A 24,638-nucleotide genomic window follows, 5' to 3' on the forward strand; every position below is an offset into this window, starting at 1 on the left:
CCGGTCTTTAGCTGCTCTGAGGATAAATCTAGCGAAAATCCGCCGGTTACGCCAAGGGTTTATGCGGTAATGTCACGCACGCGTTGCGCCAACCACTCAAGATCGGCATCGTGCAGGCCAATCTCGGCCAGATGTTCGGCAGTGTTGTAGAGGTATTCAGTGTTTGGCCCCCGACCACCAACGGCGTGTGCGATGATCTGGGCCTGCTCTTCCAAAGGCATTCCCCCGCAATACTGCACATGGTCTTTTTCGATCACGTAAGTGACCGCATTGACCGTGTCGCCGGTTTCCAAATGCACATCCAGCATCTTTTCGACATAGGCGGAAGATATCAACTCGCGCTCTCGCAGCTCTTGTAAGGTGCGATCTTCGTGGCCCGGCTGGACCGCAAGAGCCAACCCTTTGCACTGTGCGTCGTCTTGTTCATCCAGCGCCAGAACAAGGCCCGGCTCATCCTCTGTACCGCGATGGTGAATCGAACTCATGCAAAATGAGCGTGCGTAGCCGATCAAAGTCGCGCGTTCACTGCGGGCCACAGGAAAGCCGGGATTCCACAACAGCGACCCATATCCGAAAACCCACATCGTCATAACTCTGGTCCTTGCCCGTTTGCGCCTATAAACATCAAATTTGAGGTGGGAAAAAGGGCCAACTGCCATGCGCGGGCTGATACGAGTCATCATTGTCATAACTGTGATCTGGAGCGCTTACTGGTTCGTCGCGGGCATCGGCTTGCGAAACGCGATCACGACCTGGTTCGACACGCAGCGAGAACAGGGCTGGCAAGCCGAGTTCGCTGAGGTCACAACAGCCGGATACCCGTTGAACCACGTAACACGCCTGAGCAGTCCCGCGCTTGCCGACCCGGTCAACGGCACCGCCTGGAGCGCCGATTGGATTCAGTTCCAAAGCCCCGCAATCTGGCCCGGCAGACAGGTTTTGCGTTTTGCCGACACGCCGCAACGGCTGTCCTATTTTGATCAGACATCGACTATTCAAGCCGCTGATATGCAAGCTGAGCTACAGCTTCAGCCCGGTGTTGCGCTGGTCCTGGAAAAGATGGCGCTGACAGCCGGAGCATGGTCAGTCGCCGACAATTCCGAGGCTCTGGCCGGAGGCGAAACCCTGGCGCTTGTAATGGAGCAGACTGAGACGCCCGAAACATACATGATCAGCGCTCGCATTGATGCCTTCATGCCCGGGGATGAGTTGCGCGCGCTAATGCGATCAGCCACCACACTGCCGCAGACCTTCGAAACGCTCGAGTTGGACATGCGTGCAACATTCGACAAACCCTGGGACCGGTCCGCGCTGGAACTGAGCAGGCCGCAACCCGTGAACATTGAACTCCGTCTGGCCGAGATGAAATGGGGCGCGCTGCGCTTGTTCGCTGTCGGAGAGTTGGACGTTGACCCCCAAGGCATCCCCACCGGCGAAATCGCGGTCAAGGCAGAAAACTGGCGCGATATGATTGCCATGGCCAATGCAGCAGGCGCCCTGCCCGATCAGGCGGTTGATCCGGTAACCCGTGCCTTAAACTTCATGGCGGGCCTAGGCGGCAACCCCAACGCACTGGACTTGCAGCTTAATTTCCGCGACGGCTTTGTCGCGCTCGGCCCCTTGCCAATCGGGCCTGCACCGCGTTTGATCCTACGCTAACAACTTCTGCTTTAAATCTGTCCAAGGGGCGTCGAATATGGGTCTGAAAACCGCGTTGTCCAACAAACTGTCCCGCTGGGCGCTGAAAAGGTTCGAAACGCCATCTTGCGCGATCTCTGGAAAGACGATGTCGTTTTTTTTTCCGCCAGATGCAGGATCACTGCCTGATCTACTACCCACATGACGTCATAGGAGAACAGATCACCTAAGGCGGTGAATACGGCCGTGGGGTTCTAAGTGCGCTTTCAAACTACTTGAAACAGGAAGGCGCTGCGCTGAGCGCTGGTGCGGTTCTGGAAATTGGCGCAAATATCGGAACGCATACTGTCTATTTCTTCCGTGACCTTGAATGCACGCATGTCATTGCGTTGGAGCCTGATCCACAAAACTATGACCTGCTAACGCGGAACATAAAACTCAACAATCTGGGCGACCGCGTCACGCATCTCCAAGTGGGTGCATCCAGCACCTCCGGCCAATTGCCTTTCGTTTCAAACGAAATGAATAGGGGCGGATCAAGGATTGGCGATCACTCCGATGAAGCGATAGTAGTTGATATCACCACGGTTGACCGCTTGTTTGAACAGTACAGTGAGCCTTTCAAAGATCTTTCCTTGATATGGATTGATGTCGAAGGGCACGAGCTTGAAGTGCTGGAAGGGGCATTGAAGACGCTACAAACCTGTCGCCCGGCAGTGTTCCTCGAATATACCCCTTCAGAGTCGTCTGCTCACAATAAAAAACTGCGTGACCTTCTGTTCAGTCACTATGAACACGTCATCGATTTTGGCCGCCAACCTACACCACTAACGGCGCAATCGTTCGACGCAATACAGGGCCAGACGGACCTTCTGGCGTTCGACAAAAGAAAATAAGCTCGGTCAGCGGCAGTAAGGCCCACGCCGGTGCCGGGCCGTGTCCAGATGGAAATGGTCGCGGTGGTACCGATCCGAATTCGGACCAAGCACTGTTCCAAACGGCCCACACGCGTTGCGCCAGATCTTGGTCAACTGCTTTTTTGAAGGGTTCTTGCGCCATCCGTTCAAAACCGTCACCACCTCACCATCGGCCATCTTGAAACCTGAGATATCAATCGCGCGCCCCTTGCCGTGTTCCGAGATTTTTGCACCCGTGCGATTGTTCCGCGTCCGGCAAGCGTAGTGCGCGGCAACTTGCAGCTCGACCACGGGTCCGCGGCGCCGGAACGTCGGCTTGACGGATTTGTCCACCCATTCATTCAAAGCGATTGCCGTGCCGCAATCCATCGTAGAAGGTCTGCTAAGCGCAACCCCCGATACCGACGTGACTTGCACGGCATCCTTGATCCCACAGGCTTTGATCCTACCCGGAACCTTGCCAACGGCCTTGCCCTGAATCGCAATATCACCACAGACCGAGCCTTTGCGCAGCTTGCGCTTTTTGAACAACGCCTGTTGTTCGACCGCCTTGGGCCGCTTGTAAGGCATCAACGATGTATCCGGTCCAAGCGACGGCAAATCCAGTGGTCGCGCAGCGGTAGCGACAACCTGAGCGGATTCCGGACGCATGGCAGGGCGCAATCTGGTCGGCTGCGCATAGGCTAAAACAATACTTTCTGCAGGGCGCGAAAGGGGGACCAGGGACTGATCCAAAGGCGCCGCAGAAGCCTTCGTGGCGCTGAGCGCAAGCAATCCGATCCACAATACCTTAAGCGTCATGAGGTTGTCTTTCCTCGCCCAAAGTCCGGCGCATCAGTATCCTGGCCAGCGTCGATAATCCCACGACGGATCGCCCGAGTGCGGGTGAAATAGTCGAAAAGCTGCTCTCCATCGCCGGTTCGGATGGCGCGTTGCAGGGCGAATAACTCCTCGGTAAAACGTCCAAGGATTTCCAGCGTCGCGTCTTTATTGGTTAGAAAAACGTCGCGCCACATGGTCGGATCCGAGGCCGCGATGCGCGTGAAATCCCGAAAACCTGCGGCCGAGTACTTAATGACCTCGCTATCCGTCACCCGACGCAGATCATCGGCCACACCAACCATAGTATAAGCGATCAGGTGCGGCGCATGAGACGTCACCGCCAACACCAAATCGTGGTGATCGGCATCCATCTCATCGACATTGGCGCCCATGCCCTCCCACAAGGCGCGCAACCGCGCCACAGCGTCAGGGTCAGACCCCTTGACCGGCACCAGCAGGTTCCAACGATTGTCGAACAGTTCAGCAAAACCGGATTCGGGCCCGGAATGCTCGGTCCCGGCCAACGGGTGGGCAGGAATGAAATGCACGCCATCAGGAATATGGGGCGATACCGCCTCGATCACATGTCGTTTCACCGAGCCTACATCCGACACGGTCGCCCCCGGCTTCAGAACAGGCACGATGTCTGCAGCAACTGCCCCCATCGCACCAACCGGCACACAAAGAACGACAAGATCGGCGCCCTTGGCCGCCTCTTGCGCTGAATCGCAAACCCGATCGCACAGGCCGATCTTCCGCGCGATTTCGCGCGTCTTGGCAGACCGCGCATACCCCGTCACTTCGCCAGCAAGCCCGGCGCGTTTGATCGCCCAGAACATGGATGAAGCAATCAGGCCCAACCCGATCAAGGCAACACGATCGTAAACCTGGCTCATGCTGCGCCCTCTTTGAATGCGGTGATAGCTTCAACGACCCGGCGACACGCGTCTTCATCGCCGACTGTGATGCGCAGCGCATTTGGCAAGTTGTATCCCGCCACACGCCGCACGATCAAACCTTGGGTTTTCAGATAGTCATCGCAAGCCTCAGCCTCGGCCTGATCGGTGAACCGGGCGAGGATGAAATTGGTGCAGGACGCATCCGAAGGCACGCCGATCTTGGCCAGTTCGTCGGACAACCACACCCGCAGGCGCGCGTTTTCGGCCTGACAGTGAGACAGGAACTCTTCGTCCTTAACCGCAGCTTCGGCCGCCGCCAAAGCGGTCAGTGATAAGTTAAACGGCTGCCGCACTCGGTTGAGCACATCAATGATCGACTGCGCGGCATAGCCCCAGCCGACGCGCATCCCACCCAGACCGTACACTTTCGAGAACGTCCGAGTCATGATCACATTGTCGAACCGATCCACGATGGACGCCCCGCCATCAAAATCATCGACAAACTCGGCATAGGCCCCGTCGATCACCGTCAGGCAACTGTCGGGCAGAGCCTCGGCCAACCGCACAAGGTCACTTTCAGGGATCATGGTCGAGGTCGGGTTGCCCGGATTGGTTACGAACACGATCCGTGTCTGACCGGTCACGGCGGCAAGGATGTTGTCCACGTCCACATGGCGATCCTTTTCGGGAACCATCACAGGTGTCGCGCCAGCCATCCGCGCGATGATCGGATACATGGAAAACCCGTGCTCGGTATAGATGACCTCATCCCCCGGCCCGGCATAGGCTTGGGCGACGAATTGCAGCACCTCGTCGCTGCCCACACCGCAGATGATCCGTGCCGGGTCCAGCCCGTAGCGCGCACCGATTGCCTCGCGCAGAGGCGCGTGATCCGTACTGGGATAGCGATGCAGGGTGGCGGCACTGTCGCGCACGGCTTCGATCGCCTTGGGACTTGGACCAAAGGGGTTTTCGTTGGAACTAAGCTTGATCACATGCGCAACCCCCGCCACATGCGACTGACCGCCCTGATAAAGCGCGATGTCCATAATGCCGGGTTGCGGGGTAATCTTGGTCATAAGAGGCTCCGTTGATTGGAGCCTCTCATACCTGTCTCAACGCGTTGAGAAAAGCGGCAATTCCGTCACGCCGCTTTGAAGCGGGCAGTCGCCGGGTCGGCGCTGTAGAACGGGGCAAACTCTGACGTGCGCCGCGACAGATCATTGACGCTGTCGATGATGAAGCGAACCGTATCCTCGCTCATCAAATACGAGAAATTCAGACGTACCCAGCCAGGCTTTTTCATTTCTTCCCCAGCAGACAACGCCGCGTGCAGCTCATCCGAAGTCGACTGGTCGATTCCCAAAAGACGGTGCGCATACGGCCCAGCACACGCGCAGCCACCACGCGCTTGTATTCCATAGATATCACTCAACATACGCGTGAAGAGTTGCTGGTGTACCGGATTCCCCGCGTTATCTCGCACCAGGAATGAATAGATAGGCAACCGGTGCGCGTTTTCGGAACCCAGAAGCGTCAGGTTAGGATTATTCCCCCAACCTGCGATCGCCATACGGTTATAGCGCGCCTCGCGCTCGGCGATCTCATCTTCTCCAACCGCGTCCTTGACGATAAAGGCCAAAGCCGCGCGGATATCACCAATGACGTTCGGCGTTCCGGCCTCCTCTCGCGTTGCAAGATCGGTGCTGTAGTCATGCCGCCATGGCGAGACAAAGCTGACAGTCCCACCGCCCGGCCAACTTGGACTGCGGCGCGTCACCATATTCTGGTTAACAACCAACACACCCGAGGCCCCCGGCCCGCCCGGAAACTTGTGCGGAGAGACCACAATTGCATCCTTGCACGTATCGCCCTGCCCCATGCTTATCGGCAGATAGGGTCCGCCTCCGGCGTAGTCCCATACGGCAAGCGCGCCATGCGCTTTGAGAATCCGTGTCACCGGATCAGGGTCGGTGATAATGCCTGTTACATTGGAGGCGGCCGAAAACGACCCAATGATCAGATCCGACGCGGCATGGTCGTACAGAATACGCTCTAGCACTTCCAGATCGACACCACCGCCCGGCGCTTCGGGAATTTCAATCACCCGCGCCTTGCTTTCGCGCCATGGCAGGATGTTCGAGTGATGCTCGTACGGTCCCAACAACACAACCGGCCGGTCTGCCTCGTTCACTCCCATCAGGCTGACCAGCCGGTTGAGGCCCGCGGTGGCGCCGGATCCGGTAAAGATCACCGCATCCTCTTCCTTGGCACCAACGACACTGGCAATCTCGGCCCGCGCCTCGCGGCGCAGGCGGGTCATGTAAGACCCACAATAGGAGGCTTCGGTGTGACTGTTGGCATAAAACGGCAACACATGCTCGGCCACAAAATCCTCGACTTGCCGCAATGCGCGGCCCGACGCGACATAGTCCGCATACACAAGCGGCACGTCCCCGTTCAGACCCGGGATCATAACGTTCTCTCCAATCAATCCGCCTGGCAGGGTCGAGATGCAGTTGGCGGATTGGATGGTCGAGCGGAAACGGGACAGGGTCATAGATCAGGCTCCTTGTTGTGCCATCAATATGATTGGTATTCGATCAAAAAACTTCACATATTTTTGGATTTATTCATCTTATATTGTGTCATATGATTAATAATGATGAAAAATTTAGATCAGATTGATGAAGGCATTCTACGCGAACTACAGAAAGATGCCACGCTGTCCCAGCGAGAGCTGGCCGATCGCGTCGGACTGTCCCAAAACGCGTGTTGGCGGCGCTTGAAAGCGTTGAACGAAAGCGGTGTCATCATTGGCTCGACAGCACGGATCGCCCGAGAAAAACTGGGCCTAAGCCTTGTGGTGTTTGTTATGTTGCGCACCCGGCATCATTCAGCAGACTGGCTACAAGCATTTCGTAGTCACGTACTTACAATTCCAGAAGTTGTAGATTTTCATCGTATTGGAGGGGACTACGACTATCAGCTGAAAGTCGTAACCCAGGATATGGCGTCCTACGACAAGGTCTATCAGCGACTGATCGAAAAGGTCGAGCTGGATAGTGTTACGTCCTATTTCGCTATGGAAGCGATTGCCGAAGGACGCCCGTTACCGATCTAGGGCAGCGGACTATTCGCTTTAAAAAGGCGAATTTCACGGCAGACTCGACGCATTAAATGCAGTCAAATTAAGTAAAAAAACCATTTTCTTGAGAATGTCACAAACTCGTGTATGATACCGGTGTTTCAGGACCAAAAGATAGAAGCGAGAATTCGCACTGGGAATTGGGGGCGATTTCCTAAAGGCTAGAACCTATTGGGCGTATGCCGCGCGTGGGTGGACATTAAGGCTGTTTGCCTTTTTGTCCTTTAGCTTCTGCGTGTGGTTTTGTTTGGTTAAATGTGGAGGGGGCCATGCCCAAGAAGAGTAACCCTAATTCTATGGCGACGATCACGTCGTCCACCAAGACCCGGACAATCGACTTTGAAAGTGATGACAACGGCCCGTTGATGGCTGGTGATACCGGAGATCAATTTGTTTTTGCCGATTTCACAGTGACGGGTGTTTCAAACTCTCCGTCAGGGATTTCAAACGAAGCCATGATTTTTGACAGCGCCAATCCAACTGGTGAAGACACTGATTTGGCGACAGTCTCTCAGGGGAATCTTTTGATCGTTTCCGAAGACGGGGATTCTTCGGATCCTGACGACGAAGCAGGCGGCGGAACGCTGACGTTTGATTTCAACACACCAGTGAACCTTACCAGTATCGCATTGGTCGATGCGTTCGAAGGTGGTGCGGAATTCGAAGCCTTTGATAGCGAGGGGAACTCGCTTGGGGTCATTGTCATCGTGGCCGAAGGCGACGGCTCTGACGGTAAAGTGGGCACTGTTGATCTTAGCGAGTTCGAAGATGTATCGCAGCTTGTGGTCACTTTTGACGAAAGCGGTGCCGTCGACGACCTGATGTATGAGATCGAACAGTGTATTACTGTCGACAAGGACATCTCTAACATTGTCCTTTACCTCGATTGCGAGGGCGACGTCATCAAGTTCAAGATCGACGATTTTGGCGATGGTGTTAACGAAATCACTGTCGCAGAGCTGGAGCAATATCTCGACAAGACCGACTTTGGTGATTGCGACATACTCGGCCTTACAATCAAGGCGGGCAACAACGGGGGCGAGTTCGGGCCAGGTGAAGGTGAATACATCGACGTAATTACCGATGACACTTTTGACACCGGCACTTCTGCCAAAGCAGACGTCGAAGTATCCGCTGCCGATTTCTTCATGCACATCGTTTGATAGCGGACACGTTCTGAACAAGAACAGTGTAGGAAACAAAAAAGGCCGCGGAGATCGCGGCCTTTTCTATTAACTGTATCGGCGAAGATTAGTTCTTCGCGTAGAATTCGACGACCAGGTTCGGTTCCATCATGACCGGGTAAGGCACATCGCTCAGACCCGGGGCGCGCACGAAGGTCGCGGTCATTTTCGAATGGTCGGCGTCGATGTAGTCGGGCACATCACGCTCGGCCAGTGCAACAGCCTCCAGAACAACAGCCAGTTGTTTGGACTTGTCGCGCACTTCGATCACGTCGCCTTCTTTGACGCGGTAGCTGGGGATGTTGACCCGCTTGCCGTTCACTTTGACATGGCCGTGGTTCACGAACTGACGTGCGGCAAACACGGTCGGCACGAATTTGGCGCGGTATACAACGGCGTCCAGACGGCGCTCGAGCAGGCCGATCAGGTTTTCACCGGTGTCGCCCTTAACACGCTCAGCTTCGGCGTAGATACGACGGAACTGCTTCTCGGTCAGGTCGCCGTAGTAGCCCTTCAGTTTCTGCTTGGCGCGCAGCTGCAGACCGAAGTCCGACAATTTGCCCTTCCGGCGCTGACCGTGCTGGCCGGGGCCGTATTCACGACGGTTAACCGGGGATTTCGGACGACCCCAGATGTTTTCGCCCATCCGGCGGTCGATTTTGTGCTTGGCAGACGTGCGTTTCGTCACGGCTGATCTCCTTCTTTGTGGTCGAAGGCGTTCCCCCGCGAAGGGAGCAGACGCCTACTATGAAGGGCGTTGTCCTCTTGAGGTTTCCCCCATGACAGGCATCCCCTTGCGGGGGCCACCAACACCAATGAAGCCGCGCTTATATCCCCAGCTCAGGCAGAGTCAACACGTGGAGCATGAGAAGATGTGATTTTTCGGACGCAAAAACTGCGATGTCGCTCAGTCCATTGCCTGAGCAGCATTCACCGCTGGCAAACGCGGGACTGGGTGAATGTCAGAAGCCATGCTGGGTCGCGTCGGAAATGCAATAACGGTATCCGCTGTACCCGTGGCATGATCATTGGCAACTCTGATCTCGATCACCTCGTCGACCCAGAATTCTTGTTCACGCGTAGGCAATCCATTTTCGAACACAAGAACCGGATCGCCCAGGGTGCCGACGCTGTGCAATAAAGCTGAATACTGTTGCGCACCATTTGTCAGAACAATTACGCCTAACGCGTCACCATCCAGCTCTTGTTCAGAGATAAAGTGATCCGGCAGCCGAGAACGCAAGCCCTTCGCCGTGTCTGTGGAATCTTCAACGCAGAGAATATGTCCCCGCCACGACCACACTGCCCCTACAGCCATGAACGACAATGGCGCCCCTTCAAGACCATCCAATTCTGTTTGCGCCCACGAAATGGCCACACGACCGCTTTGTCCGGTTCTCATCTTTACCGCCTGCACTTAGAAACAAATCACTGCTCACGTGGACGTTCTTATCAGCCATAAATCGGGCAGAAAAGAGACGTTAATGTAACGTTCATAAAGTTGTTGCTATTGAGAATCATAATTTCGGATCTGCAGAGAAACTATCCCGCCGGCAAACCGTAAATTGTTGTCAAATCCAGCATAAGTGTGCCGCCCGAGAACGCTTCAGTATCTGGCTATAATGAAGCAGGGATTTGGCTTCGTTTCTCCAACTAACCCTCGCGGAGAAGCTGCTCGCCTAAGTGTAGCTGGATGCAAACCGTATTGTTTTGCCAACGAAGGCACAGAATGGAAGCGCCGGGTGTCGCCCCCAGCTGTCGCCAACAACATTCAGTTTAGTATTCATTTCGCCTTTTGTCTGATCATCAGCCGCCTGCATACACCCTTTTCGATGCTCAAGCTGGTCGCTGTGCCTTTAGGTAGGTAGAATTGAAAATAACAGTCCACTTTGCACAGTGATATTCGAAAAAGCTTACCATCATTCGGGCAAAGACACCCTTACCTCGGCCGCTTTCAGCCGTTGAAAAGTGCTTCCTGAGCTTGCACGGCCCCAATGTAGCTGTGTTACCATTCAACTCTGCGGCCCGTTTTTTGCGGAAGCTCTGCACCCCCACAAGCCGTTTGGAATTTGCAGTCATATTTCGCCTAGGTCCGCGAGGACGTGCAATGCCTGAAATTTGTGTTTTGGTTTCTGATTACTGTAGTTGTCTTCTATGCGATGCCTGTGCACACGAAATCCAAAACCTCAACAAGCTTGCAAGTGTTGTGCGGCACCGCAGTAGAACTGGGGCTGAAACCCGAAGACCGACTGAAAGAAACAAGAATCTCTGTTGTGGATCGCAGCGATCCCAACCTTTGGCGCTTTGCCGGGATGTGTCGCAAACCTTTGGAACAACCGGTGCCAGCGCGCTCTATTCGCCTAGCAATTCTCGAATGTTGGCGTCCAACTGCGCTGTGAAGCCCACATCATTTCCTGGGTTAGCAGCGCAATGGCCCCAAGGCGAATGGTAGGGACGGAAGATGGCATTCGGCATGAGGCTGGCCTCGATTTCATTGTCCTCTGGTGGGAAATAGAGATCCTGCGTGCAAGGCATCAAAATGGCACGAGCTTTGATGGCACCCAATGCCAATTTGTAATCCCCGTTGTAAAGCGGTCCGATAGAGACGTCGCCAGCTTGCCAAGTCGCCAGCTTGGCCAACAGATCGTTGGCGTCCCAGCCAAGTACATGATCTAGCTCCCAATCCCGCAACAACTCCTCAATGGTTTGAAAGCCAAGTTGCCGATAAAGCCCTTCGCGAAAAAAGGTCTGAGAAAAAGCCCATCCTGCATAGACTCGACCGAATGCCTTCAGCCCCGCTTCGGGTGGATTGACATAGTTACCGCCATTCCAATTTTGATCCGCGCAAAGGGCCGCCTTGACACCTTCGAGGAAGACGAAATTATGAGGCGAGGTTTTGGCCGACGCACAGAATGGAAGGATTGCCCGCACCATATCTGGGTATTGCGCCGCCCACTGGTAAGACTGACAACCTGCCATTGACCAACCCGCGACAAGAGCAATTTTTTCGATCCCAAGGTGATCTCGGATCAATCGGTGTTGGGCAGCGATGTTGTCCCACATCTGCACCAGCGGAAAGCGAGGGCCGCTCTGTTGCGCAGGCGCATTCGATGGTGACGACGAACGACCATTTCCAAACAGGTTTGGGCTAATGATGAAATGCCGCGCAGGATCGATCGCCCGCCCTGGGCCAAAGAAACCTTCGTTTCGGGAATTTGTACCGGTGTAAAAGGTCGGCATTACGATGACGTTGTCGCCAGTCTCAGACACCGTGCCATAAGTTTGATAGGCGAGCTTGGCCTCTTTCAGTACTTCGCCCGACAAAAGAGGAAGGTCACCCAACTCATAAATCTGAAATTCGGGTATCATCTCATGCTTCCCGACTTAGTAGAGCCTTAGGTATTCCTGAACTTCCCAGTCGGTGACCGATTGATGATAACGCTCCCACTCATCATTCTTGTATTCCAGGTAGGATTTACGCATCACGGGACCCATCACATGTTCCGCCATAGTGTCGTGCCGCAAAGCCTCGATCGCATTGAAAAGAGTACGCGGCAACCGGCGGATTCCCAGCTCGGAAAGCTCATTTTCAGTTTTCGAATAAAGGTCAAAATCTGTCGGCTTGCCCGGGTCGATCCTGTGCTTGATCCCCATAACAGCGCAACCGAGGTGCATCGCCATTGCCAGATAGACATTCATGGTCATGTCGCACGCGCGATTTTCGATACAATGCCGGCTCTGCGGCAGGCGAAACTGGGCCGAGCGATTGTTGAAACCATAAGTAATATTCGTCGGGGCCCAGGTGACCGTGCCGCCTTCAAACCCACCAACACGAGGCACCAACCCGTTATAGGAGTTCACGGTTGGGCAAGTGATAGCCGTGATAGCTTCGGCATGCTGCATCAGTCCGCCAACGGCCCAACGACTTTCATCGCTCCATTCACCTTCGGGTGTTTCAAAAATGTTTTCACCCGGGCGGCTGTCATGTTGCATTGACATGTTGATATGCGCACCAGATCGCCAGTCACCCACTGTCGGTTTCGGCATAAAGGTCACGAACATCCCATGCTTTTTGGCCACCTCTTTCAAAGTGATCCGCAGAAAGGCCAGGCGATCGGACATCTCCAGCATGTTGGTATAGTGAAAATCCAGTTCGAACTGTGAATACGCACCCTCTGCGACCACGTCATGCAGGTTCCAACCCAGACCTTCGATGATGTCGATCATGTCTTTCAGAAACGCCATCGAGTCGATCGAGTATTCAACGTCATATCCAAAAGCCTGGCGGCGTGGTCGGACACCGATTGCAGGGTCGTCGTCAAAGGCCTTTACCGGGTGGCCAGCGTCGTCGTACTTCATCACGATAAACTCAGGTTCGACCCCGGCATAACCGGTGTACCCCTCCAGCGCAGCTTCTTGCATGGCGCGCTTCAGAGCCTGACGCGGGCAAACATTGTAAGGCGCATCTTCCCAATACAGATCAGAGAAAATGATCGCCATCGATGTGTCCCACGGACAGACGTAGACTGCATCGAGATCCGGCACCACCACCTGATCGCTGTCTGCGGGACTGAGTTCGGGTACGTAAGAAATAGAATGCACTGCAAATTGGGGCCCTTTCCCAAGACACAGGGGTTCGAAATCACTCATCGGGACGGGTTTGGTTTTGGGAATACCATGCAAATCGATCCACGCAGCCATCACATACTTGACGCCTGCCTTTTCCAAACGTTGCTGAACTTCAGGGATACGTGGACGGTTCCGCTCAACAGCCTCGTGGAATGGCTCATAGTAGATTCGGGCGTTTGCATTGTCCTTGGGCATTTGGCATCCTCCAATCGAATGGCAATCAGACTTAATTCACCAACGGCGACCCCCGGTGTTGGCGCTTGTTTTGCTTATCCTGTCGTTCAACGCACAAGGCGCTTAACCCGGGACGAAATCGTCTGGGTCGATACCCGGAACTTGTGTAATCCCGGCAAGCTGTTTCCAGTTGTGGGGATAAGCAGCATAGAAGATCACGCATTTGCCATCCGACTCGTATGAGATGTGGTTGTCTTTCGGGACAAACAGCACGTCACCACGGTTGCAGACATAGCTTTCACCGTCGCAGACCAGTCGAAAAGTGCCCTCAAGGCAGTAGATGATCTCGTCACATGTCAAGTCCCAAGGCACCTTGATATTATTGAGTACGTTGATGCCGCCGCACATTGACTTGCTGAACTCGCTGGTCACCATCGGTTTAATGTATGTATCGCTGTCGCCCATCGCGTCGTAGCGTTTCTGAACCAGGTCGAATTTGAAAAGTTGAGGTGTATCACCCATTTGGTCAGCCTTCCTGCGCCAAGTGTTTCAGTATGGATTCGTTCAATTCGACTTTGTAACCGTCAGGATCTTCGCAGAAGGCGATAACCCTCGTGCCACTCTTCATCGGCCCTGGCGGGCGAGTGATGTTTACCCCAGCGGCTGACAGTTGCTCGCAGGCGGCGTAAACATCCGGAGTTTCAATGCAGATATGGCCCCAGCCATTGCCCTTGTCGTAAGGCGTGTCCTGGTCCCAATTGGCGGTTAGCTCCAGTGTGGGAAACTCGGCTTCCGGCCCGTAACCGATGAACGTGTTGGTGAATTTACCTTCGGGATAATCGGTACGCCGCAGCACCTCCATACCCAGAATTCCGCAATAGAAGTCCAGCGACTTTTCCATGTCTGTGACCCGCATCATCGTATGGGCCAGACGAAACCCCTTGGATATAGAGTTGCTCATTGGTCTTGATCCTCCTTATTTAGGCGCCCGCCACGTCACGCTCGATCAAATCCTGAAAGGCGCGCACGCTGTCCTCCCAGGCAGGTGACAACAGGCCCCCATCCTTGGCCACCGGGGACTTTCGGCCCTCGAACATGCGTTCAACCATCTCGTGGTCTTCTTTGTGGACATCCCACCATAGGTTCCTGAGGGCCTCTATTTCCTTGGCGCTCAAGTCTTGGCCTTCCGTAGTGTAAAGCGCTCGGTATTGGCGCATCTTTCCTGGACCGACGGGCACATTGAGATAGACACCCAGCTGATCTGGGAAATAGCGGCCCAAAATGAAGTTGGGATAAAGAGTCAGATACCTTGAGCTAACACCCAAACTGTCCGATGTGCCCAATTCTTCCTCAAGGTCCACCGCGCTACCGATGCAGGTGCCATCGATGATCGTATAGTGATTTTCCAACGGTTGATCGGTAGTTGAGGAATGAACAAACTGAACGTGGTAGGGCTCGATAAAGTTCTCCATTATAAGCTTCCAATTGGTGTCGATCTCACCAAAATCGAGCAGTCCAATAGGCTCCAACTTGCTGTAGTCAATCCCTTCCAATTGGTTGATCAGAGGTGCGGCATAGTCTTCGAAATCAGGAGCGTTCCCATCCAGATTGACGAATATCCAGTCGTGCCAGACATAAGTGCGCACGCGTTTTAATTGATGCTCTTTGATGTCAAAACCGTCGAACTCCTGCTTGCCGGTGCCCGCAAAGTGTGGCGCGGCCCGCAGGCGTCCATCCAGATCATAGGCCCAAGCATGATACGGGCAGCGGATTAGCTTCCCGACATTCTTGGGCTTGTCGACCAGTGTCATGCAGCGGTGCAAGCAGACATTGTGAAACACCTGTATGTCATCGTCACGACCGCGTACCGCCAGAAGTGGTAAGTCGGCACAAGTGATAGGAAGTACATCACCTGGGCTGTTCATCTGATGAGCAAACCCGACAAACACCCAATTTTTGGCTAGAACCGTCTGGCATTCCCGCTGCCAGAAATCTTCGCTGCGGTATGCGTCGGCGGTCAGGCCGTGCCGAGGCCCACCAAAAGCAGCCTGCGTGTTCTGCTCGGCTATTGTCATTTGTCCTCCTTTCGATACTGACAGCAGCACCCACTTTTCGAACGGCGTGTGCATGAATTCACTGTTTCCCGCGGGCTGCCTATTTTCAGGCTCTCTCCTGCCGCGCCGGACTCAGGGCTTGAAATTACGAATACCGCACTACTCACACCTCTGCGCTTCGATATTCGCCGTTAACTTGCAGTGTTGAGCAAGGATCAGAAGGTATCTTGTCAAAAAACGGCATCATGATACGAAATTCGAAATTTTCGGATGACACAGCGACGGGAATCGCAAAATCAAAATGAATCAACAGAAAATCCGGCTATCATTCCGCAATCCTGCGCTGGTCAATTGTGACGAGGAGATCTGATGTATGTCGTTTTTCACACTTCCCTCCACAGAATTCACCAAAGAGAATTGCGGATATCGATGCTCTTTCGTAATCATGGCTGCGAATACAGCAATCGAGCGTCAAGCCTATGTCAGTCAAAAAGCAATCGAACGCGCGTGCTACTCAGAGCATTCGATCGCCAAATGATGATTTGAACCAGCAGATCATCCGTCTTTTGCAACAGGATGGCCGAATGGCTTTTTCTGAAATTGCACAACAGTTGGATGTGTCGGAAGGAACCATACGCAACAGGGTGAGCGGGCTGCGAGACAACAATATGCTTCGGATTGTCGCGATGTCGGATCCGGTGGCAACAGAATATACTACTGACGCGATGATTGGGTTGAACGTTGCAACCGGCGTGACTCCAAGGCAAGTTGCCGAGCGGCTTGAAAAGAACCCACGCGTTGTCTTTATCCTGTGGGTCGCGGGTCGCTATGACCTAATAATCGAACTGGTTAGCGACGATGATGACGCTTTGAAGGACTTTCTGGAGTTTGATATCCACGCGAGTGACGATATTGCCAATGCCGACGTTATGCCAGGGTTGAAGAATTTCAAGAACCAGTTCCTGCTAAAGCAGAGTCTGCAGGAGTGATCAGCAAGAAGTCGATCGGCAAAACTAACACAGCGAAATAGTCACAAATGTAACTTTTGTTACGTGATCAGAGGCAAACTTAATACCTCGATGACTTGAGCAATCTGTCCTCCTAACTTCGCAATGGAACCCCACGTGCTTCTCGCTTCAATGTGAGCTTCGACTATCCTCCAAGAACTGTCGGATAACGTCTTTTGACGACACACTAGTTCAGTGATTGCCCAGAATTTCGCTAACCTAACTCCGATTACCACCGTATCTTCGTTCGGACGCAAACGGCTTTGATTCACAAATCCTTTGAAGGACAGAGTTTCCCTTTTCCCTGAACAGTTTTTTCCTAGGGCCTCCATCACCCAGACTTCCTACGTTTCTTCGTCGATGCCGATATGTATCTTGCGGCAGCCGCGCTTGCGCGCATTCCACTCACCTTGACCCTCGGTCTTGGTGCCAGCGCTGTCGATGAAGGAGTGCAGCGGGCCGGCCCAACCGCGATACAGAAGGCTCACGTTCGGCGTTCTCTGACGACGACAATGAGTGCTGAAATCCGGCACGTCCTAATCCAGTTCGACCCGCCGCAAAAGGCTCGCAACAAACGCAGTCGTTCGCCGGGGGCAGCATTCCGAACAACACCTTCAAAGTCAGGCAGGCTTGGAGTACCGCATCTATGATTGGAAAAGGCGTCCGCGCCCACCGCTTGGTGGCCGCACCGACACCATCTGCGGGTCAAATCAGATCGACAGCGATCCGCGCTGCTTCAATGCATCTATGTAAACCGACCAGTTCGTGGTCCCGACCGGTGGGTTCTTTCGCGACGGCGTCGCAATCAATTGGTAGGTTCAGCCCGGTGTCACGAAGTGAATCAGCTTCCTGACCCGCGCTGGCAATAGGCGGCGGTTGGGATAGACGGCAAACAAATCCCGCGTCAAAGGTGTGGCACCTGTGACCTGCAGCTAGTGCAACTCACGGTCTACCATGTCCAAAGGCAACATCGCGACACCCAGATTACGGTGAGCCGCCTGCGCGATGACATTAAGGTCGGTTAGACTGTGCGCGGTGTGCATTGGGTGCAAAGTTTCCCCGCTTTCAAGAACCCAGGGCTAACCATCGGTTAGGTCGGGCGAAGCAAGAAAGTCATATCTAGATACCGGCCCGTCCACCCCCCGCGCGCGGACGAAGCCCAAACCGGCGAAAAAAATGCGTCTTTGCGCACACCAGCTTTGTGCGGAGCGCGCGCCAAAGCGCAGATATTCCGCAAAACAACCCGATTTCGTTGAAATTGCCACTGCCTCAAATGCAGTGGCAAAGTTTTGACAATCAAAGTTGCTGTTTTAGCTGGTTAGATTGCAAACAGACGCTGATTTTAACTGTTCCACAGCAGTCTAAATGTTATCCGCACTTAGAGTGGCCGCAACTGCGGCAGGTCATGCAGCCTTCGATCATTGCCATGTCGAACTGCCCGCAGGACGGGCACGCTTTGCCACGCGGAGCATCCATATTGAAGACCTGCGCCTGCGGATCTGATTTCAGCCCCATGCCCTCGCCTTCAAGGAAACCGATATTAATCAGGTGCTGCTCGATCACGCCCCCAATCGCAGCAAGTATCGAAGGGATGTACTTGCCTTTAACCCACGCACCGCCGCGTGGATCAAAGACGGCTTTCAGCTCTTCGACCACAAAGGACACATCTCCTCCACGACGGAACACGGCCGAGATCATCCGCGTAAGCGCCAGAGTCCAAGCGTAATGCTCCATGTTCTTCGAGTTGATGAACACCTCAAACGGACGGCGACGGCCACCAATGACGATATCGTTGATGGTCAGATAGATCGCGTGTTCGCTATCGGGCCATTTCAACTTGTAAGTCGATCCCTCCAGCGATTGCGGGCGGTCCAGTGGTTCGGACATATAGACAACCTCGCCGCCATCCACCTGATGCGGGGCATCGGCGCTTTCGCCGGGGGCTTTGTCGGCGCTTTCGGAAACTGTCAGGACTGAACCGGTCACGTCATTCGGGCGATAGGTCGTGCAACCTTTGCAGCCCTGATCCCAGGCCTGCATGTAAACGTCTTTGAAGGCGTCAAAGCTGATATCTTCGGGACAGTTGATGGTTTTCGAGATCGAGCTGTCGATCCATTTCTGCGCCGCCGCCTGCATCTTGACGTGGTCAGACGGGGAAAGCGTCTGGGCGTTCACAAAATAATCGGGCAAAGCTACATCGCCGAATTTGTCGCGCCACATCTGCACGGCATAATCTACTACTTCTTCCTCGGTGCGCGAGCCATCCTTTTGCAATACCTTGCGCGTGTAGGCGTAGGCAAAGACCGGCTCGATCCCCGAAGACACGTTCCCTGCATAGAGCGAAATCGTCCCAGTCGGCGCAATTGAGGTCAGCAGCGCGTTGCGGATGCCATGTTCGCGGATCGCGTCACGCACGTCTTCATCCATTTGCTGCATGTTGCCGCTGGCCAGGTATTTTTCGGCGTCAAACAGCGGGAACGCACCCTTCTCCTTCGCCAAATCGACCGAGGCCAGATAGGCGGCGCGGGCGATCGCATGCAACCAGCGCTCGGTCTGACGCGCCGCTTCGTCGGACCCATAGCGCAGACCCAGCATCAAAAGCGCATCTGCCAGACCCGTCACACCCAAGCCAATCCGGCGCTTGTCCTGTGCTTCGGCTTCCTGCTCGGCCAGCGGGAATTTCGACGCGTCCACAACATTGTCCATCATGCGCACAGCCGTAGCGACCAGCTCTTGCAAGGCGGCCTCATCCAAATGCGCCGTATCCCCAAACGGGTCCGCCACCAGTCGCGCCAGATTGATCGAACCCAACAGGCACGCACCATAAGGCGGCAAGGGCTGCTCGCCACACGGGTTCGTCGCGGCGATGGTTTCCACATAGCTCAGGTTGTTGGCCTTGTTGATACGGTCGATGAAGATCACACCCGGCTCGGCATAGTCATAGGTAGCCTGCATGATCTTGTTCCACAGATCGCGTGCCTGAACTGTGTGATAAACCTTGTCACCAAAGACCAGTTCCCACGGGCCATCGGCCTTGACGGCCTCCATGAACGGATCCGTCACCAGAACCGACATGTTGAACATGCGCAGGCGCGCGGGGTCAGATTTCGCTGTGATGAACTGCTCGATGTCGGGGTGGTCGCAGCGCATGGTCGCCATCATCGCCCCACGACGCGAGCCTGCGGACATGATCGTCCGGCACATCGCGTCCCACACATCCATGAACGACAAAGGTCCAGAAGCATCCGCCGCCACGCCTTTTACATCCGCCCCCCGCGGGCGGATGGTCGAGAAATCGTAACCGATCCCCCCACCCTGCTGCATGGTCAGCGCGGCCTCTTTCAGCATGTCGAAAATACCGCCCATGCTGTCGGGCACGGTGCCCATGACGAAACAGTTGAACAGAGTCACCTGCCGCGCCGTACCTGCACCCGCAGTGATGCGACCAGCGGGCAGATATTTAAAATCTTCCAGCGCTGCGTAGAACTTATCTTCCCAATGGGCCGCGTCATCCTCGACCCGCGCCAGATCGCGGGCGATGCGCCGCCAGCTGTCTTCGACTGTTTGGTCGATGGGCGTGCCATCCGCTTCTTTAAAGCGGTATTTCATGTCCCAGATCTGCTCGGCGATGGGGGCGGCAAAGCGGCTCATTGGTGATTCCCTGTTTTGAAAGAGGTATCCAGATTACCGCAATTCACATCCAAACCACAACACCTTGATGACGCCGCATAGCGAGCTACAATATAAAGGTGGGCCTTGGGACGACTCTGTGGGAAAGCTGTGGATAAGTACGTAAACCTCATCAAACTGTCCGTCGGATCGGAAAGCGTTGATACGCTGATGGCGTGGCAGGACAGTCGCAGACCGCTTTACGAGGACGGCTGCCCGCGCCATGTCACCCGCATGTGGCCCAAGCGCGAGGCTGAGATTTTGAATGGCGGATCAATCTATTGGGTGATCAAGGGCGTGATCCAATGCCGTCAGCGCATCCTGCGTCTGGATGAGGTCCGGGGCGAGGACGGCATTCGCCGCTGCGCCATCGTGCTGGACCCGCAGGTCCATCGCACCCAGACGGCGCTCAAACGCCCATTCCAAGGCTGGCGCTATCTCAAACCCGAGGACACCCCCGCCGACCTGCCGGAAGGGCGAGAACAGGACGATGCCTTGCCCGACGATCTGAATCGCGCGCTTGCCGAGATCGGCGTGCTTTAGCGCAGACGATCCAGCAATGCGTTCAGAGTGGCCTTTGTCTCAGGGTCACATTTCGCCACCCGGCTGCGCCACAGGGTCGCCTGCGATTGCAGGATCAACCCATCGGTCAGGATTTTGAGGTGGTTCGCCCGCAGCGTCTCGCCGGTAGATGTGATATCGGCAATCGCCTCGGCGGTCTCATTCATCACCGTGCCCTCGGTCGCGCCCTGGCTATCGACCAGAGTGTAATCGGCAACTCCCGCATCGGTCAGAAACTCGCGCACCAACCGGTGGTATTTAGTGGCAATCCGCAGCCGATGCCCGTGGGTCTTGCGAAACGCCGCTGCCGCCGCGTCCAGATCGTCCAGCGTGTCCACATCTACCCAGCAAGCCGGTGTTGCGATGATAAGGTCCGCCTTGCCAAACCCAAGCTGCGAGATCTCCTCGACCTGTTGTTCCCAGCGGGGGAGTTTCTCATGCACCAGATCAATGCCGGTGACACCCAGATGAATGCGCCCCGCGGCCAGCTCGCGCGGGATTTCCCCAGCAGATAGCAGGATCAGAGATACCCCGTCGATGCCTTCAACCTTACCCGCATATTCCCGATCCGATCCGCTACGCGACAGGGTGATGCCGCGCTTTTCGAACCAACCAAAGGTCTTGTCCATCAAACGGCCCTTCGAGGGCACGCCCAGTTTCAGGCTCATTGCGCGTCCTCCTCAATCTCCAGCATCAGGTCGGGGCGGATGACACCGCCCACCGCCGGAATTTCGGCCCCGTTGCCCAACTGCCGCGTCAGCGCATCATAGCGCCCGCCGGTGGCGATGGGGGGTAGATCGGGGCGACCCTCAGCGTAGAAACCAAAGACAAACCCGTCATAATATTCCATCGAGGTGCGGCCATAGGCGGCCTCGAAATCCAGACGTTCCACATCCACGCCACGCGCCTGTAGCGAGGCAATCCGCGCCTCAAGCCGGTCCAGCGCCGGAGTGATCTGCGGCAGATCCACCGCCACGTCGCGCAGCTGTTCCAACGCAAAGGGCATGGTCTCACGCACGTTCAGCAGGGTTTCCAGCCCAACCAGTTCGTTGTCGGAGATAGGCGGTGTGTCGCGATCTTCGCGCAAGGCAGCGATCCGCGCTTCGATCTCGGAGGCACGGCGCTTGCCGATCATCGGGATGTCCGTATCCAGCGGATTTTCTGCATCCAACAGGCTGTCGCGCCCTTCAGGTCCCGGTTTGCGACCGGCAAAGCGGTCCAGCAGCACCCGGAATCGGCGAGGCCGCCACAAGTGCCGCATCAGCGCCGCCTTGCGCCGGTCTGTGGTCTTAAGGCCCTCGACAGCGGCAGTCAGGATGCCGATATCCCCGGTCGCCGCGCGCAAAGGCAGCCCTCGCAATTGCAGCGCGAGCAGCGAGAAGACTTCTGCATCCGCGCCTGCGGGATCATTGCGGTCGAATACTTCGTATCCGACCTGAATGTATTCATTCGAGCGATCCGGATCATGCTCCTGACGGCGGAACACCTCGCCGGAATAGGTATAGCGCGCGGGCTCGGCCCCGTCGGACATATGCATCTGCACCACGGGCAGGGTGAAATCCGGGCGCAGCATCTGCTCGCCCCGCAGCGCGTCCGAGGTCACGTAGGCGCGCGCGCGGATATCCTCGCCATAAAGGTCCAGCAGCGTGTCGGCCGGTTGCAGCAGCGGAGGGTCCACGACCTGTGCGCCTGCGGCCTCGAACCTCACGCGCATCATGGCAGCGCGGGCTTGTATCTGGGAACGGTTCGGCATGGGTCAGTCCTGACTGTCCAGAATTTCACGCACCTTGGCGACCAGATCGCCACGCGGCACTTCGAACTGGCTGGGGCGTTCTTTCCATTCCTCAAGCGTGGCGCTTTCGGCGATCTTGGCCCCAAGGATCAGGTCTTTGATCTGCACGATCCCATTTACTTTTTCATCGCCCCCCTCGATCACTGCGATGGGAGAGTTCCGCTTGTCTGCGTATTTCAGCTGATTGCCAAAGTTCTTGGGGTTACCCAGATAGACCTCGGCCCGGATACCTGCATTGCGCAGCTCGGCCACCATCGCCTGATAGTCGGCCATACGGTCGCGGTCCATCACGGTCACAACCACGGGGCCTGTGGCTTGCGCCGCGATCCGGCCCTTTTCGCGCAGGGCGGCCAGCAGCCGGTCGACACCGATAGACACGCCGGTCGCAGGCACTTCCTGCCCTGTGAACCGCTTGACCAGGTCGTCATAACGCCCACCGCCCGAGACCGAACCGAACTGCCGCTTACGGCCTTTCTCGTCGAAAATCTCAAAGGTCAACTCGGCCTCATAAACCGGTCCGGTATAGTACCCGAGGCCCCGTACGACCGACGGGTCAATCTCGATCCGGTCCGAGCCATAGCCGCCCGCATCGAGCAGAGCGCCGATCTGTTCCAATTCGGCAATCCCATCCGCGCCAATCTTGCTGTCGCCCACGGCAGCACGCAGGTTGGCCAGTGTTCCTGCGGTATCCGCAGCCTTCGAGGTCAGGAAGGCAATTACCGGCTCGGCCTGATCGTCGCTCAGCCCCACACCGTCGATAAACGCGCCCGAGGCATCCAGTCGGCCCTTGGTCAGCAGCTCGCGCACACCGGCTTCACCTACTTTGTCGAACTTGTCGATGGTGCGCAGAACATTGTCGCGGGCGGCTACGTCTTCGCCCAGCCCCATCGCCTCAAGCACTCCGTTCAGGACCTTGCGGTTATTCACCCGCACCAGATAGTCACCGCGCGGAATGCCCACGGTCTCCAACGTGTCCGATAGCATCGCGCAAATCTCGGCGTCGGCGGCCATCGAGGCCGTGCCCACCGTATCCGCATCGCATTGATAAAACTGGCGATACCGCCCTGGCCCCGGCTTTTCATTGCGCCAGACCGGACCCATCGCATAGCGGCGATAGGGCGTTGGCAGGTCGTTGCGGTGCTGCGCATAAACACGGGCCAGCGGCGCGGTCAGGTCATAGCGCAGGGCCATCCAGTCACCGTTGCCGGCCTCGTCAAACTCCTGCCACGCAAATACGCCCTCATTCGGGCGATCCACGTCGGGCAGAAACTTGCCCAGCGCCTCGACGGTTTCCACAGCGCTGCTTTCCAGCGCATCAAACCCATACCGATGATAGACATCCGCAATCGCCCGCAGCATCTCGGTGCGCTGCGAGACTTCCTGGCCGAAATAGTCGCGGAACCCTTTCGGCGTGACGGCCTTGGGGCGGGGCTGTTTCTTGGGCTTGGCCATGTGGGGCGTCCTTGCGGTTCATGTTCCGCGCGCGGTCTATCCCATGGCCCGCATCGGGGCAAGGCGCGCTTTCGCTGGTCATGACCCGCCCGTGCCGCTATGACCACGCCCAAAGGAGAGCCCCATGCAGCATCTGGAAGAGCAGATCGCCCACCTGACCCGCACGGTCGAAGAGTTGAACACGGTCGTTACAACCCAACAGAGTGAGATCGATCGCCTGACCCGGCGCGTCGAGATGCTGTTGCAGCGCGAGGCTGAACGGGCGCAGGAAGGATCAGGTGGGGTCGTGTTCGGAGACGAACGCCCGCCGCATTACTGACTGCTTATAACCCCAGCGTCATTTTCACCGCATTGTCGACCACACCTCCCAAAAGAGCGTTCTTGTCCGCAGCGCAGCCTTCGGAAAGCGCCGCTATGAAGGCTTCACGCAATTGGGCCTTTTCCTCATCGGTCGTTGCGTGATCTTCGATATTGATCTGACGGTTATATAGCGACAGGGCCGTCATTTTCCCGACGACCTCTACGACAAAGGCTTCGTCTCCGTCTGCCTCTTCGGCAATCGACGCGCAGGTATAATGCATCACTGGCAATGCATCCTGCACCATCTGTTCAGCCGCCTCATCCGCCGCAGCGAAAGTTGGCGTTATTAAGAGCACGGCGCTTAGGATCAGTCCGGAGGTGTTCATCATGGC

At 55.9% G+C, this 24,638-nt stretch carries 24 protein-coding genes and 1 pseudogene; 7 read left to right on the forward strand and 18 right to left on the reverse strand.

What is annotated here, in order from left to right; translation table 11 throughout:
• Positions 1 to 59: 59 nt before the first annotated feature.
• Entirely contained in the window at positions 60 to 590 is a 531-nt protein-coding gene (locus AC2TAD_RS12010; RefSeq protein WP_480867886.1) for a gamma-glutamylcyclotransferase, read from the reverse strand.
• Positions 591 to 657: 67 nt separating this feature from the next.
• On the opposite strand from AC2TAD_RS12010, the gene AC2TAD_RS12015 reads away from it, so the two are divergent.
• Entirely contained in the window at positions 658 to 1,659 is a 1,002-nt protein-coding gene (locus AC2TAD_RS12015; protein ID WP_480867888.1) for a DUF2125 domain-containing protein, read from the forward strand.
• A gap of 254 nt (positions 1,660 to 1,913) precedes the next feature.
• Positions 1,914 to 2,534 (forward strand): FkbM family methyltransferase, encoded by a 621-nt coding sequence (locus AC2TAD_RS12020; RefSeq protein WP_480867890.1) that lies wholly within the window; start codon positions 1,914 to 1,916, stop codon positions 2,532 to 2,534.
• A 6-nt stretch (positions 2,535 to 2,540) separates the two neighbouring features.
• Here the strand turns inward: AC2TAD_RS12020 and AC2TAD_RS12025 are convergent, their stop codons facing one another.
• From AC2TAD_RS12025 to AC2TAD_RS12040, 4 genes are all read right to left on the reverse strand, one after another.
• Entirely contained in the window at positions 2,541 to 3,356 is an 816-nt protein-coding gene (locus AC2TAD_RS12025; protein ID WP_480867892.1) for an extensin-like domain-containing protein, read from the reverse strand.
• Positions 3,353 to 4,273, reverse strand: a complete 921-nt coding sequence (locus tag AC2TAD_RS12030; protein ID WP_480867893.1) for a prephenate/arogenate dehydrogenase family protein — start codon at positions 4,271 to 4,273, stop codon at positions 3,353 to 3,355. Before AC2TAD_RS12030 ends, AC2TAD_RS12025 begins: the two co-directional genes overlap by 4 nt.
• A complete protein-coding gene (gene hisC / locus AC2TAD_RS12035; RefSeq protein ID WP_480867895.1) occupies positions 4,270 to 5,355 on the reverse strand; it encodes a histidinol-phosphate transaminase in 1,086 nt (361 codons plus the stop codon). Before hisC ends, AC2TAD_RS12030 begins: the two co-directional genes overlap by 4 nt.
• A 65-nt stretch (positions 5,356 to 5,420) precedes the next feature.
• The gene (locus AC2TAD_RS12040) at positions 5,421 to 6,836 is read right to left on the reverse strand and encodes an aminotransferase class V-fold PLP-dependent enzyme (protein WP_480867897.1); all 1,416 of its coding nucleotides are present in this window, start codon (positions 6,834 to 6,836) and stop codon (positions 5,421 to 5,423) included.
• A 102-nt stretch (positions 6,837 to 6,938) separates the two neighbouring features.
• Between AC2TAD_RS12040 and AC2TAD_RS12045 the strand changes: the two genes are divergently transcribed.
• Positions 6,939 to 7,400: an Lrp/AsnC family transcriptional regulator gene (locus tag AC2TAD_RS12045; RefSeq protein WP_480867899.1), complete on the forward strand. Its 462-nt coding sequence runs from the start codon at positions 6,939 to 6,941 to the stop codon at positions 7,398 to 7,400.
• 293 nt (positions 7,401 to 7,693) lie between these two features.
• Positions 7,694 to 8,587 carry a hypothetical protein gene (locus tag AC2TAD_RS12050; protein ID WP_480867900.1) on the forward strand — a complete coding sequence of 298 codons (894 nt, stop codon included), beginning with the start codon at positions 7,694 to 7,696 and terminating at the stop codon, positions 8,585 to 8,587.
• A gap of 88 nt (positions 8,588 to 8,675) precedes the next feature.
• Here AC2TAD_RS12050 and rpsD read toward each other — a convergent pair whose 3' ends face one another.
• The 7 genes from rpsD to AC2TAD_RS12085 form a co-directional block, all read right to left on the reverse strand.
• Positions 8,676 to 9,296 (reverse strand): 30S ribosomal protein S4, encoded by a 621-nt coding sequence (rpsD, locus tag AC2TAD_RS12055; RefSeq protein WP_170352305.1) that lies wholly within the window; start codon positions 9,294 to 9,296, stop codon positions 8,676 to 8,678.
• Between the two features lie 219 nt (positions 9,297 to 9,515).
• Positions 9,516 to 10,010, reverse strand: a complete 495-nt coding sequence (locus AC2TAD_RS12060; RefSeq protein WP_480867903.1) for a hypothetical protein — start codon at positions 10,008 to 10,010, stop codon at positions 9,516 to 9,518.
• A gap of 950 nt (positions 10,011 to 10,960) precedes the next feature.
• Positions 10,961 to 11,977: an alpha/beta fold hydrolase gene (locus AC2TAD_RS12065; protein WP_480867905.1), complete on the reverse strand. Its 1,017-nt coding sequence runs from the start codon at positions 11,975 to 11,977 to the stop codon at positions 10,961 to 10,963.
• A gap of 15 nt (positions 11,978 to 11,992) precedes the next feature.
• Positions 11,993 to 13,432 carry a glutamine synthetase family protein gene (locus AC2TAD_RS12070; protein ID WP_480867906.1) on the reverse strand — a complete coding sequence of 480 codons (1,440 nt, stop codon included), beginning with the start codon at positions 13,430 to 13,432 and terminating at the stop codon, positions 11,993 to 11,995.
• A gap of 102 nt (positions 13,433 to 13,534) precedes the next feature.
• Positions 13,535 to 13,933 (reverse strand): cupin domain-containing protein, encoded by a 399-nt coding sequence (locus AC2TAD_RS12075; RefSeq protein ID WP_170352301.1) that lies wholly within the window; start codon positions 13,931 to 13,933, stop codon positions 13,535 to 13,537.
• 4 nt (positions 13,934 to 13,937) lie between these two features.
• Positions 13,938 to 14,372, reverse strand: a complete 435-nt coding sequence (gloA, locus tag AC2TAD_RS12080) for a lactoylglutathione lyase (RefSeq protein ID WP_480867908.1) — start codon at positions 14,370 to 14,372, stop codon at positions 13,938 to 13,940.
• A gap of 19 nt (positions 14,373 to 14,391) precedes the next feature.
• The gene (locus AC2TAD_RS12085) at positions 14,392 to 15,486 is read right to left on the reverse strand and encodes an aromatic ring-hydroxylating oxygenase subunit alpha (RefSeq protein WP_170753444.1); all 1,095 of its coding nucleotides are present in this window, start codon (positions 15,484 to 15,486) and stop codon (positions 14,392 to 14,394) included.
• A 521-nt stretch (positions 15,487 to 16,007) separates the two neighbouring features.
• Between AC2TAD_RS12085 and AC2TAD_RS12090 the strand changes: the two genes are divergently transcribed.
• The gene (locus AC2TAD_RS12090; protein ID WP_170753446.1) at positions 16,008 to 16,454 is read left to right on the forward strand and encodes an Lrp/AsnC family transcriptional regulator; all 447 of its coding nucleotides are present in this window, start codon (positions 16,008 to 16,010) and stop codon (positions 16,452 to 16,454) included.
• Between the two features lie 365 nt (positions 16,455 to 16,819).
• On the opposite strand, the pseudogene AC2TAD_RS12095 reads toward AC2TAD_RS12090, so the two are convergent.
• Both AC2TAD_RS12095 and AC2TAD_RS12100 read right to left on the reverse strand, forming a co-directional pair.
• Positions 16,820 to 17,278: pseudogene (locus AC2TAD_RS12095) on the reverse strand (transposase); the annotation flags it as partial.
• A gap of 562 nt (positions 17,279 to 17,840) precedes the next feature.
• Entirely contained in the window at positions 17,841 to 20,123 is a 2,283-nt protein-coding gene (locus tag AC2TAD_RS12100) for an adenosylcobalamin-dependent ribonucleoside-diphosphate reductase (protein ID WP_480867911.1), read from the reverse strand.
• Positions 20,124 to 20,252: 129 nt separating this feature from the next.
• Between AC2TAD_RS12100 and AC2TAD_RS12105 the strand changes: the two genes are divergently transcribed.
• The gene (locus AC2TAD_RS12105) at positions 20,253 to 20,684 is read left to right on the forward strand and encodes a DUF1489 family protein (protein WP_353393499.1); all 432 of its coding nucleotides are present in this window, start codon (positions 20,253 to 20,255) and stop codon (positions 20,682 to 20,684) included.
• On the opposite strand, the gene hisG is transcribed toward AC2TAD_RS12105, so the two are convergent.
• Genes hisG through hisS form a run of 3 tightly spaced genes read right to left on the reverse strand, consistent with a single transcriptional unit; the run spans position 20,681 to position 23,946 of the window.
• Positions 20,681 to 21,370: an ATP phosphoribosyltransferase gene (gene hisG / locus AC2TAD_RS12110; protein WP_170753491.1), complete on the reverse strand. Its 690-nt coding sequence runs from the start codon at positions 21,368 to 21,370 to the stop codon at positions 20,681 to 20,683. The genes AC2TAD_RS12105 and hisG overlap by 4 nt on opposite strands.
• The gene (locus tag AC2TAD_RS12115) at positions 21,367 to 22,455 is read right to left on the reverse strand and encodes an ATP phosphoribosyltransferase regulatory subunit (RefSeq protein WP_170788148.1); all 1,089 of its coding nucleotides are present in this window, start codon (positions 22,453 to 22,455) and stop codon (positions 21,367 to 21,369) included. The genes hisG and AC2TAD_RS12115 overlap by 4 nt, the downstream gene beginning before the upstream one ends.
• Positions 22,456 to 22,458: 3 nt before the next feature.
• Positions 22,459 to 23,946 (reverse strand): histidine--tRNA ligase, encoded by a 1,488-nt coding sequence (hisS, locus tag AC2TAD_RS12120; RefSeq protein WP_480867913.1) that lies wholly within the window; start codon positions 23,944 to 23,946, stop codon positions 22,459 to 22,461.
• A 124-nt stretch (positions 23,947 to 24,070) separates the two neighbouring features.
• Between hisS and AC2TAD_RS12125 the strand changes: the two genes are divergently transcribed.
• Positions 24,071 to 24,265 carry a SlyX family protein gene (locus tag AC2TAD_RS12125; RefSeq protein WP_170352274.1) on the forward strand — a complete coding sequence of 65 codons (195 nt, stop codon included), beginning with the start codon at positions 24,071 to 24,073 and terminating at the stop codon, positions 24,263 to 24,265.
• Positions 24,266 to 24,269: 4 nt separating this feature from the next.
• On the opposite strand, the gene AC2TAD_RS12130 is transcribed toward AC2TAD_RS12125, so the two are convergent.
• Positions 24,270 to 24,635, reverse strand: coding sequence for a hypothetical protein (locus tag AC2TAD_RS12130; protein ID WP_480867914.1), 366 nt, complete (start codon positions 24,633 to 24,635; stop codon positions 24,270 to 24,272).
• Positions 24,636 to 24,638: the final 3 nt, after the last annotated feature.

It is taken from the genome of Ruegeria sp. HKCCD7628, from assembly GCF_057221005.1.